We start from the raw sequence: 11,962 nt of genomic DNA, 5'->3' as shown, positions 1-11,962 counted from the left end.
ATCGGAATGCCGTAGCCGCCGTCGCGGAAGGCGATCGCGGCGCGCCGCACGACCTCCTCCTCGCCCTCGGCGAACAGCTCGCGGCGCGGATTGGCCCGCGCCGCCTCGTAGGCGAGGGTGAGGACGGAGGTGGTCGGGTTGAGGCGCGCGCGCAGCGACGTGCGATAGGCCGCCATGTCCTCGATCGGCTTGCGCGCCACGCCCGAATCCATCGCCGCCTGGGCGACGGCGGCGGGGACGATCTCCATCAGCCGCGGATCGAACGGCGCCGGGATGATATAATCGGCGCCGAAGCTGTGCGCCTTGCCGCCATAGGCCGCGGCGACCTCTTCGGGCACCTGCTGGCGGGCGAGTTCGGCGAGCGCCCGGGCGGCGGCAATCTTCATTTCCTCGTTGATCGTCGTCGCGCGCACGTCGAGCGCGCCGCGAAAGATGAAGGGGAAGCCGAGCACGTTGTTGACCTGGTTGGGATAGTCCGAGCGGCCGGTGGCTACGATCGCGTCGGGCCGCGCCGCCTTGGCCTCGGGCGGCGTGATCTCGGGGTCCGGATTGGCCATCGCGAAGATGATCGGCTTCGGCGCCATCTCGTCGACCCATTCGGGCTTCAGCGCGCCGGCGGCGGAGAGGCCAAAGAAGGCGTCCGCGCCCTTCAGCGCCTCCTCAAGCGTGCGCGCGTCGGTCTTTGCCGCATGGGCCGACTTCCATTGGTCGAGCCCCTCGCGGCCCTGGTAAATGACCCCCTTGCGGTCGCACATCAGGACATTGTCGTGCGGAACCCCCATCGCCTTGACCAGCTCGGTGCAGGCGATCGCGGCGGCGCCGGCGCCGTTCACGACCAGCTTGAGGCCCTTCAATTCGCGGCCGGTGAGGTAGCAGGCGTTGATCAGGCCGGCGGCGCTGATGATCGCGGTGCCGTGCTGGTCGTCATGCATGATCGGGATGTTCATGCGCTCGCGCAGCGTCTGCTCGATGATGAAGCATTCGGGGGCGGCGATGTCCTCGAGGTTGATGCCGCCGAAGCTCGGCTCCATCAGCGCGACCGCCTCGATGAATTTGTCGGGGTCCTCGGTGTCGAGCTCGATGTCGATCGAATCGACGTCGGCGAAGCGCTTGAAGAGCACCGCCTTGCCCTCCATCACCGGCTTGGAGGCCAAGGCACCGAGATTGCCGAGGCCGAGGATCGCGGTGCCGTTGGAGATGACGGCGACCAGATTGCCCTTGGCGGTATAGTCATAGGCCTTGCCGGGGTCCTCGGCGATGGCGCGCACCGGCACGGCGACGCCCGGCGAATAAGCGAGGCTGAGGTCGCGCTGCGTCGCCATCGGCTTCGACGCGATAATCTCGATCTTGCCCGGGCGTCCCTCGGCGTGGAAGGCGAGCGCTTCGGCTTCCGAGAATTTGACGTTGCTGCCCTCGCTCACCTGCCGCTCTCCCTGTTTTGCAGGGCTGTAGGCCCGGCATGGCGGCATCCGCAAGGCCGGGCTGGGCTCAGTAGAAGGGGATGCCGGGCCGCAGTACGAGCTGGAAGATGGCGAGCAGCACCAGCGTGAGGACGAGCGGGATCAGGATCGCCCGCGGACCCGCCGGTGCGGACGGCCGCGCATCTGTCACGCGCCAGGCATTGGCCTGCGCCCAGGCCATGCCGATCAGGGTCACCGCGATCGGCGGCGACACGACCTCCATCGCCTCGCGGGGAATGCGGAACAGGATGATGACCGGGACGGCGAGCGACGCCGGCGCCGTCGCGGCGTTGAACATGTAGCCGGTGCGGCGACCCGGGCTGGCGAGGCGTGCAGCGTCACTCGCGGTCTGGAGCAGGGGGCGGGTGATCCAGAGCCCGGTGAACGCAATCCCGGCAAGCGCGGCAATGGCGGCGAGGGTCTTCGCGAGGTCGCTCATCGCAAGATAGTCCATCGCCATGCTGACATCGTTGCCCGGGTTGAACGCGCCGACCACGACCTGCGGCAACGACTGGAACAGGCCGTTGAACGCCATCCAGATCAGGAACAGGCGCATGCCCGGCGTCCGGCCCGCGCCACGATGCACGAGCCAGACGCAGGCCAGCCCGGTCAGGAAGATCGCCAGCGCGCCCGTGCCCTGAAACAGCCGTTCGAGCGGATGGTCGCCCGCCCAATGGTGATTGTTGTGATAGAGCGTCGGCCTCAGGCCCGGCGTCAGCGCCTTGGGCACGACCAGGAACAGCTCCTGGACGAAGAAGATGATGTTGAAGGCGAGCGTGTAGAGCAGGCTCGACTGGCCGAGCAGCCGCCAGTCCCAGCCGGGCGGCTGTGAGGCGGCTGCCTCTCCGCGCCGGCCGCGCCACAATCCGGCCAGGCCAATCAGCAGCGGCACGCCGAAAACGAAGCCGAGGATCAGGCCGAACGCCCCGCCATGGCCCATGGCCGTCTCCCGCTGTATTATTCCTATAATACGCGACTATCGCACGCCGCCCGGTTTCGCAAGTCCGGGGAAGCCGGTATCGCTGTCGCGATGGCCGCCGCCCGCCTTGTTCCCGATCCCGCGCCGCCGACGCCGATGATGGTGCAGTATCTCGCGCTCAAGGCGGAGGTGGAGGATTGCCTGCTCTTCTACCGGATGGGCGATTTCTTCGAATTGTTCTTCGAGGACGCAAAGATTGCGGCGGCGTGCCTCGACATCGCGCTCACCGCGCGCGGCGAGCTTGGGGGGCGGCCGATCCCGATGTGCGGCGTTCCGATCCACGCCGCCGAATCCTATCTCGCCCGGCTGATCAGGGCCGGCCACCGGGTGGCGATCGCCGAGCAGATTGAGAGCCCGGTCGAAGCGAAGAAACGAGGGTCTAAATCGGTGGTCGGCCGGGCGATCGTGCGGGTCGTCACCGCCGGCACGCTGACCGAGGAGGCCCTGCTCGATTCGCGCGCCGCCAACTGGCTGGCGGCGGTGGCGAAATCGGGCGAGCGCTGGGGGATCGCGGCGGCCGACGTCTCGACCGGCCGGTTCGAGCTCACCTCGGTGCCGGCGGCGGGGCTGGACGCGGAGCTGGCCCGGCTCGGCGCGGCGGAGATCGTCTCGCCCGAGCCGCTGGCCGGCGCGATCGAGCGACGCGCCGGTTTCGACAGCATCGCGGCCGAGCGGCGGCTCAAGGAGCGCTTCGGCGTCGCGACGCTGGACGGCTTCGGCCGTTTAGACCGCGCCGCCTTGTGCGCGGCGGGCGGACTGCTCGCTTATCTTGATGAGGTGGCGCGCGAGGCCTTGCCCTTCCTGCGCCCGCCGGCGGCGGTGGCGAGCGGCGACCATATGGCGATCGACGCGGCGACGCGCGAAAACCTGGAGCTGGTCCGCGCGTCGACGGGCGAGCGCTCCGGCAGCCTGCTCGCAGCCGTCGATCGCACCGTCACCGGCGCCGGCGCGCGCCTGCTCGCCGCCGATCTCGGCGCGCCGTTGCTCGACCGGGCGCGGATCGAGGCGCGGCTCGATCTCGTCGGCTGGTTCGCCGAGGATGGCGGCCTGCGCGAGGCGGTGCGCCGCGCGCTGCGCGCCTTGCCCGACATCGGCCGTGCGCTCGGTCGTCTGGTCGCCCGGCGTGGCGGCCCGCGCGATCTCGCCCAGTTGCGCGACGGACTGAACGGCGCACGTGAGCTGCACGACCGGCTGAGCCGGCATGACGACGCGCCCGGCCTGCTCGCGACACTCGCGCCCGCCTTGGTTGGGCATGGCGCGCTGGTCGATCTGCTCGAGCGGGCGCTGGTGCCGTCGCCGCCGCTCGACGCGGCGCAGGGCGGCTATATCGCCGAGGGTTATGACGCCGCGCTCGATGCATTGCGGACGACGGGCGGCGAGGGACGGCGGGCGATCGCGACGCTGGAGGCGCGGTACCGCGCGGAGACCGGGATCGCGTCGCTGAAGATCCGCCACAACAATGTGCTCGGCTATCATATCGAGGTGCAGGCGAGGAACGCGGACGGGCTGATGGCGGCCGATTCGGGCTTCACCCACCGCCAGACGCTGGCCGGCGTCGTCCGCTTCAACGCGCCCGATCTGCACGAGCAGGCGAGCCGGGTGGTGCAGGCGGGGGCACATGCGCTGGCGGCGGAGGCGGCGCATCTGGAGGAGCTGACCGAGGCTGCGCTGGGCCGCGCCGAGCCGATCGCCGCGACCGCCGATGCGCTGGCGAGGCTCGATGTCGGTGCGGCGCTCGCCGAGCGGGCGATCGAGGGCGGCTGGACCCGGCCGACATTCGCCGAGGCGGCCTGCTTAGAGGTCGAGAGCGGCCGCCATCCCGTGGTCGAGGCGGCGCTCAGACAGGCCGGCGAGCGCTTCGTCGCCAACGATCTCCGCTTGAGCGAAGCCTCGCGGCTCTGGCTCGTCACGGGGCCGAACATGGGCGGCAAATCGACCTTCCTGCGCCAGAACGCGCTGATCGCGGTGCTGGCGCAGGCGGGATCGTTCGTTCCGGCCGAGCGGGCGAAGCTGGGTCTCGTCGATCGCCTGTTCAGCCGGGTCGGCGCCTCGGACAATCTCGCCCGGGGGCGCTCGACCTTCATGGTCGAGATGGTCGAGACCGCCGCGATCCTCGCCCAGGCCGGGCCGAACAGCTTCGTCATCCTCGACGAGGTCGGGCGCGGCACCTCGACCTATGACGGCCTCGCCATCGCCTGGGCGGTGGTCGAGGCGGTTCACGACCAGAGCCGCTGCCGCTGCCTGTTCGCGACCCATTATCACGAGCTGACCCGGCTCGCCGAGCGGCTCGACGGGCTGTCGCTTCACCATGTCCGCGCGCGGGAATGGAAGGGCGATCTCGTCCTGCTGCACGAGGTGGCGGAGGGGCCGGCCGACCGCTCCTACGGCATCGCGGTCGCCAAGCTCGCCGGCCTGCCGCCCGCCGTGCTGGCCCGGGCCAAGGCGGTGCTGGCGAAACTGGAGGCCGGCCGCGCCGCGACCGGCGGCATCGCCGCGGGGCTTGACGATTTGCCGCTCTTCGCCGCCGCCCCGGCCGAGGAGGCCGCGCCCGATGCGGTCCACGCGGCGCTCGCCGAGGCGTTGCCCGATACCCTCTCGCCGCGCGACGCTCTGGAACTGGTCTATCGGCTGAAGCGGCTCGCCGAGGAGGATAAGTGACCGCCCGCATGGCCGCGATCCCGCAGCGCCGGGCGATCATCGACCGGCGGCCGCTGGCCGAGGCGCTGGCTGAGGCGGACGGGGCCGAGGCGGTGCGGCAGTTGAGGGCGGCGCTGGCGGGCGGGCGGGCGGAGATCGCGCAGCGGCTGGAGGAGCGGCCTTATGCCGGCACCGAGATCGCCGCCGCTTACGCCTTTCTCACCGATCAGATCGTCCGGCTGGCGCATGATTTTGTCGTCGACCGGCTCCATCCTTTGTCCAATCCGACCAAGTCCGAGCGGCTGCTGTTGCTCGCCGCGGGCGGTTACGGGCGCGGCGAGATGGCGCCGTTTTCGGACATCGACATCTCGTTCATCACGCCGTGGAAGCCGACCGACTGGACCGAGACGGTGGTCGAGGCGATCCTCTATTTGCTCTGGGACCTTGGTCTCAAGGTCGGCCATTCGGCGCGCGGCGCCGAGGAGCTGATCCGGCTCGCCGCCGCCGACCATACGATCCGCACCGCGACCCTGGAAGCGCGGTACGTCTGGGGCGACGAAGCGCTGTACGACGAGGTCCAGGCCTGGTTCTGGAAAAAGATCGGCTCGGGCCACATCCGCGCCTTCATCAAGGAGAAGCTGGACGAGCGCGACGCGCGCCACGTCCGGATGGGCGACAGCCGTTATGTCGTCGAGCCCAATATCAAGGAAGGCAAAGGCGGCCTTCGCGACCTGCACACGCTCTTCTGGATCGGCAAATATGCCTATCGGCTGAGCGACGTTTCCGGACTGGTCGAGGCGGGGCTGCTGTCCGCCGGCGAACTTAGGCAATTCCAGCGCGCCGAGCGCTTCTTATGGGCGGTGCGCTGCCATCTTCACATCGTCGCCGGCCGGGCGGAGGAGCGGCTGACCTTCGACTATCAGCGCGAGATCGCGGCGCGGATGAATTATGCCGACCGGCCGGGAAAATCGGCCGTCGAGCGCTTCATGCGCCATTATTTCCTCCACGCGCGCACCGTCGGCGACCTGACCGGCGTCTTCCTCGCCCATCTCGACGAGAAGTTCGCGGCCCGCGGCCGGCGCTTCATGCTGCCGAGCTTCCGCCGCCGGCCGGGCAAGCTGGAGGGTTTCGTCCTCGATCGCGGCCGGCTCGCGGTGCCGGACGATGCCTTTCTCGCCGCCGATCCGGTCCGGCTCATCCAGACGTTCGCGCTCGCCGACAAGCACGGGCTGGAGATTCACCCGCTGGCGATGCGCGCGGCGGCGCGGCAGGCGAAGCTGGTCGATGCGATCCGCGACGATCCCAGAGCGAACGCCTTGTTCCTCGACGTACTGACCAGCCCGCGCGATCCCGAAACGGTGCTGCGCTGGATGAACGAGGCCGGCGTGTTCGGCCGCTTCGTGCCGGACTTCGGCCGCGTCGTCGCGCGCATGCAGTTCGATATGTATCATCACTACACGGTCGACGAGCACAGCCTGCGCGCGATCGGTCTCTTGTCGCGGATCGAGCGCGGCCAGTTCAAGGCCGAGCACCCGTTGGGGAGCGCGCTGATCAAGCGGATCGCATCGCGCCGCGTACTCTACGCCGCGGTGCTGCTGCACGACATCGCCAAGGGCCGCGGCGGTGATCATAGCGTGCTCGGTGCCGAGGTGGCGCGCGCGCTTTGCCCACGGCTGGGGCTCGACGCGGCAGAGACCGAGACGGTCGCCTGGCTGGTGCGCTGGCACCTTTTGATGTCGGCGACCGCCTTCAAGCGCGACCTCTCCGATCCCGAATCGATTCAGGATTTCGCCGAACGGGTGAAGAGCCCGGAAAGGCTGCGGCTCCTGTTCCTTCTCACCGTGGTCGACATCCGCGCCGTTGGGCCGGGCACGTGGAACAACTGGAAGGCGCAATTGCTGACCAGCCTGTTCGAGGCGGCCGAGGAAATGCTGCGCCTCGGCCACAAGCAGCACGGTCGTTCCGAGCGGGTAGCGGCGGTCAAGGCGGATGCAGCGATCCTGCTGGGCTGGGACGAGGCGCGCTTCGCCCACTTCGCCAATAGGCTGACCGACAGCTATTGGCTCGCCGAGACGCCGGCGGTGATCGCGGCCAACGCGAAGCTGATCGAGCGCGGGGGCACGCTGGAGCTGGCTCCGCTTCCGGAGCGGGGCGCGACGCTGGCGACAATCCATGCGCCCGATCAGCCGGGCCTCTTCCATCGCCTCTCCGGGGCGATCAGCCTGGCCGGCGGCAACATCATCGACGCCCGCATCCATACGACGGCGGACGGCATGGCGCTCGACAACTTCCTGATCCAGGATCATGCCGGCGGCCCGTTCGCCGACCGGCACCAGCTGGCGCGGCTGGAGGCTGGGGTCGCCCGGGCGATGGCGGGCGAAGAGCCGGCGCGCGAGCGGCTGGCGGCGCGTGGGGCGCCGAGCCGGCGGACCGCGGCCTTCGCGGTGCGCCCGGCGGTGTTCATCGATGACGCGGCGTCGAGCCGTTACACGGTGATCGAAGTCAACGCCCAGGATCGGCCGGCCCTGCTCAGCGATCTCGCGCTTGCGATCACCCGCTCGAAGGCGACGATCCGGAGCGCCCATATCGCGACCTATGGCGAGCGGGCGGTCGACGTCTTCTATCTCACCGAGCTCGACGGGAGGCGGATCACGCGCCCGGCGCGACTCAAGGCGCTGCGCGAGCGCCTGCTCGAAGCGGCGGCAAGCGAGGAACGCCGCGCCGCGGCTTGACGGTCAGCCGTCGGGCGGCAGCGTGGGCGCTTCCGGCGCGTGGCGGCGGAACAGCGCGCGATCTTCGCGGGTGAAGCCGCGGCGCCAGACGATGGTGCCGAAGGTCAGCAGGATCGCCGGCGCGCCGACCGACAGATGAAGCCATTCGAGCCGGTGCGGCAGCAGGTTGAACAGACCGCCGACAACGATCGCCGCCGCCGCCGCCCAGATCAGCGACCAGCGCCACCCCTGCACCGGCGCGCCGAGCAGCCGGCCGAGCAGCCGTGCCTTCAGAACCGATGCGAGCCCCAGCGCCAGCGCCAGGCCGAGCGCCGCGCCGGCCGCCTGGAAGGCCTGGCGGCGCGCCGGGTCGGCCGGCCATTCGAAGATGTTCATCGCGACGATGATGGCGATCGTGATCACCGCCTGCGCCAGGATCATCAGCAAGGAGATCAGCAAATTGCGGTGGCGGGCAATGTAAACCAATGCCGCCTCGGACACGACCGCCGTCGCCGCCACCGCTTCCGCCGCGAGCAGGAAGGCCAGCGCCGCGGCGCCGGCCGGGAATTGCGGGCCGACCAGCCCCATCACCGCCGCGCCGGTCATGCCGAGCGCCAGTGCGATGCCGGTCTGCGCCGCGATGATCCAGAAGCCGACCTGCCGCACCTGGCGGGCGACCGCGGCCTTGTCGCCCTCGGCGAGCTTCTGGGTGATGACCGGGGCGAGGATCGGATCGAAGCTGGTCTTCAATTTCTGCGGCAGCGAGGCGACCTGCTGGGCGACATAATAGATGCCGACCCAATAAGGCGCGACAAGCAGGCCGAGGATCGCGATGTCGAGCCGGCGCGAGCCCCATTCGATCGCGTCGGCGGCGGCGAGCGGATAGTTGCGCCGCGCGACGGCGTTGATCGCGCCGATATCGGGCCACCAGCCGTGCGGCACGCCATAGGACCGGAACAGACGCCAGAAGGCCATCGCCAGACCGGCGACGACCGAGACGACATAAGCGATGATCAGGCCGTCGCGCTGGAAATGGGTGAATGCGAGCGCACCGGCGGCGATGCTGATCACCCAGGGCTCGACGATCGCCCGGACCTGGACGGTCGAGGCGACGTCATGGCGATAGGCCAAAGCGGCGAGTGCCACGTCCGCACCGGCGATGCCGAAAATGACCAAAGGCAGCAGCCATTCCGCGCCGCGTATGTCGCCGGCCGGGAACATCGCCTGCGGAAAGACCATCAGGATCGCGCTCAGAATCGCCGAGGCGACCAACGCGGAGGCAAGTCCGTCCCAGACGACACAGACATGCGGCTTGTCCGTGGTTGCCAGTTGCTGGGCGAGGCCGCGCTTCAGCCCCATCGTGGCGAGCTGCGCGCCGAGCTCCATAACGATCACCGCGAAGGCGAACCGCCCCAGCAGCTCCGGGCCGTAATAGCGGCCGGCGATGAACAGGAAGGGCAGCCGCGCCGCGAGCCGCAGCAGGAAGCCGAAGAAATTGGTCCGGCCGCCCTTGGCCAACGCGGCGATGTCGTCGCGGCCGCCGTCGGCGGGAGCCGTGTCGATCAATGTGCCTCGTCCCAGTTGCGGCCAGTGCCGATCTCGACGCCGAGCGGGACGGTGAGCTTGATCGCCGGCTCGGCTGCCGTCTCCATCACCCGGCGGACGACGGCGCCCGCCGCCTCGACCTCGGCCTCCGGCACCTCGAACACCAGCTCATCATGGACCTGCATCAGCATGCGCGTGCCGCTGAACCCCCCGGCGGCGAGCGCCGGGCCCATCCGCGCCATCGCCCGCTTGATGATGTCGGCCGCCATGCCCTGGATAGGGGCGTTGATCGCCGCGCGCTCGGCGCCTTGGCGCTCATGCTGGACGTTCGACTTGATGCGCGGGAAATGGGTCTTGCGACCGAACAGGGTGGTGGTGAACTCGGTCTCGCGGGCGCGGGTCAGCGTCTCGCCGATATAGGCGCGGATGCCGGGGAAGCGCTCGAAATAGCGATCGATCACCTCCTGCGCCTCCTCCGGCGTCACCCCGAGCCGCTGGGCGAGGCCCCAGCGCGAGATGCCGTAGAGGATCGCGAAGTTGATCGTCTTGGCGGAAGCGCGGGTGTCGCGATTCGCCTCGCCGAACAATTCGATCGCGGTCATGTTGTGGATGTCGGCGCCGGCGGCGAACGCCTCCTTGAGCTGCGGCACGTCGCAGACATGGGCGGCGAGGCGAAGCTCGATCTGGCTGTAGTCCGCCGACATCATCACATGGCCTGGCTCGGCGATGAAGGCGTCGCGGATGCGCCGGCCGATCTCGGTGCGGATCGGTATGTTCATCAGGTTCGGATCGGTCGAGGCGAGCCGGCCGGTCTGCGCGCCGGACAGGCTGTAGCTGGTGTGGACGCGCCCGGTGCTCGGGTTGATCTGCTCCTGCAGCGCGTCGGTGTAGGTCGATTTCAATTTGGTCAGCTGGCGCCAGTCAAGAATGAGCCTGGCGATCGGCACGCCCTCGCGGGAGAGGCGCTCCAGTTCGGTGACATCGGTCGACCAGGTGCCGGACTTGCCCTTGCGGCCGCCGGAGAGGCCCATCCTGTTGAACAGCACGTCGCCCAGTTGCTGCGGGCTTCCGATGGTGAACTTGCAGCCGGCTTCGCCGCAGATCGTCTCTTCCAGCGCATTGATCTGGGTGTTGAACTCGGCCGAAAGCTCGCGCAGCACATCGCGATCGACCTTGACGCCGTCGCGCTCCATCCGGCCGATCACCGCGACCATCGGCCGATCGACCAGCTCGTAGACGCGTGTGACGCCCTCGAACGGCATGCGCGTCCTGAACCGCCGCCAGAGGCGCAGCGCCACGTCGGCGTCCTCGGCGGCATATTCGGTCGCCCTGTCGACCGGCACCCTGTCAAACGTGATCTGCTTCAGGCCCGTGCCGCAGAGCGATTTGTAGGGGATGCATTCGTGGTCGAGATGCTTCTTCGCGAGATCGTCGAGCGCGTGACTGTTGAGCCCGCCGGCGTCGAGATTGAAGCTCATCACCAGTGTGTCGTCATAAGGCGCGAGGCAAATGCCGCGCTGGTTCAGGATCACCCAGTCGAACTTGAGGTTGTGGCCGATCTTGAGGATCGCCGGGTCCTCGAGCAAAGGCTTCAGCCGCTCCAGCACGAGCGCGGCCGGGAGCTGGGGAGGCCGCTCGTCGAACATATCGCCGCCGCCATGCTCCAGCGGGATGTAGCAGGCGCGGTTGGGCCGGGTGGCGAGGCTGATCCCGACCAGTTTGGCGGTGACGCAGTCGCGCCCGTCCGTCTCGGTGTCGATCGCGACCTGGCCGGTGGCGCTTATTTCGGCGAGCCAGCGGTCCAGTGCCGCCTCGTCCGTCACCGTCTCGTAGAGCGCGCGGTCGATCGCCGGCTCCGGCGCGGCCTCGGCCTGCCTGGGCGCCTGGGAAGGCGCGGGCGCGCTCGCCGCCACGGCTTGTCCGCCGCCGCTCAGCCGGGCGAGCAGCGATTTGAAGCCATGATGCTCCAGGAATTCGCGCAGCGGCTCTTCCGGAATCCCCTTCATCGCCAGCGCATCGAGCGGCTCTGGCACCGGCGCGTCGCAGACCAGCTCCACCAGCCGGCGCGACAGCCGCGCCATCTCGGCATGCTCGATCAGATTCGCCTTGAGCTTCGGCTTGGTGATCTCCTCGACATGGGCGAGCACGCTTTCGACATCGCCATATTGCTGGATCAGCTGGCTGGCGGTCTTCGGGCCGACGCCGGGCACGCCCGGCACGTTGTCGACGCTGTCGCCCATCAGCGCCAGCACCTCGCCGACCTTTTCCGGGCCGACGCCGAACTTCTCGATCACCTGCTCGCGCCCGATCCGCCGGTCCTTCATCGTGTCGAGCATGTCGACCCGGCCGTCCTCGATCAGCTGCATCAGATCCTTGTCGGACGAGACGATCGTGACCTGCCAGCCGGCCTCGACGGCGACCTTGACGTAGCAGGCGATGATGTCGTCCGCCTCCAGCCCCTCCTCCTCGATGCATGGGATCGAGAAGGCGCGCGTCGCGTCGCGGATCAAGGGGAATTGCGGCACCAGCTCGGGCGGGGCCGGCGGCCGGTTCGCCTTATACTGGTCGTACATCAAATTGCGGTGGGTGCTTTCCGAGGCGTCGAGGATCACCGCGAGATGGGTCGGCCC

The 11,962-nt window shown here is 69.2% G+C and carries 6 protein-coding genes; 2 read left to right on the top strand and 4 right to left on the bottom strand.

The window, feature by feature from the left end:
• Together ACT4N3_RS05405 and ACT4N3_RS05400 are read right to left on the bottom strand one after the other, a co-directional pair.
• The coding region (locus ACT4N3_RS05405; protein ID WP_444854187.1) for a malic enzyme-like NAD(P)-binding protein at window positions 1-1,421 on the bottom strand (1,421 nt) is incomplete at its 3' end.
• 67 nt (window positions 1,422-1,488) lie between these two features.
• Window positions 1,489-2,400 carry a hypothetical protein gene (locus ACT4N3_RS05400; RefSeq protein WP_444854186.1) on the bottom strand — a complete coding sequence of 304 codons (912 nt, stop codon included), beginning with the start codon at window positions 2,398-2,400 and terminating at the stop codon, window positions 1,489-1,491.
• Window positions 2,401-2,490: 90 nt separating this feature from the next.
• Between ACT4N3_RS05400 and mutS the strand changes: the two genes are divergently transcribed.
• A complete protein-coding gene (gene mutS / locus ACT4N3_RS05395; RefSeq protein WP_444854185.1) occupies window positions 2,491-5,097 on the top strand; it encodes a DNA mismatch repair protein MutS in 2,607 nt (868 codons plus the stop codon).
• Window positions 5,094-7,808 carry a [protein-PII] uridylyltransferase gene (locus tag ACT4N3_RS05390; RefSeq protein WP_444854184.1) on the top strand — a complete coding sequence of 905 codons (2,715 nt, stop codon included), beginning with the start codon at window positions 5,094-5,096 and terminating at the stop codon, window positions 7,806-7,808. Before mutS ends, ACT4N3_RS05390 begins: the two co-directional genes overlap by 4 nt.
• 3 nt (window positions 7,809-7,811) lie before the next feature.
• On the opposite strand, the gene ACT4N3_RS05385 is transcribed toward ACT4N3_RS05390, so the two are convergent.
• On the bottom strand, window positions 7,812-9,353 hold the full coding sequence (locus tag ACT4N3_RS05385; protein ID WP_444854183.1) for a lipopolysaccharide biosynthesis protein: 1,542 nt from the start codon (window positions 9,351-9,353) through the stop codon (window positions 7,812-7,814).
• Window positions 9,350-11,962, bottom strand: a 2,613-nt coding sequence (gene polA, locus ACT4N3_RS05380) for a DNA polymerase I (protein WP_444854182.1), incomplete at its 5' end; no start/stop codon positions are given. The genes ACT4N3_RS05385 and polA, both read right to left, overlap by 4 nt.

This window comes from Sphingosinicella sp. (assembly GCF_052388015.1).
In the GTDB taxonomy this organism is placed as follows: domain Bacteria; phylum Pseudomonadota; class Alphaproteobacteria; order Sphingomonadales; family Sphingomonadaceae; genus Allosphingosinicella.
Note: the sequence above shows the minus strand (reverse complement) of the source record. Positions and strands in the feature narration are given on the sequence as shown.

Bases quoted from the DNA above. Each gene is read 5' to 3' on its own strand.
- ACT4N3_RS05400 (WP_444854186.1), bottom strand. From the start codon at position 2,400: ATGGGCCATGGCGGGGCGTTCGGCCTGATCCTCGGCTTCGTTTTCGGC.
- mutS (WP_444854185.1), top strand. From the start codon at position 2,491: ATGGCCGCCGCCCGCCTTGTTCCCGATCCCGCGCCGCCGACGCCGATG.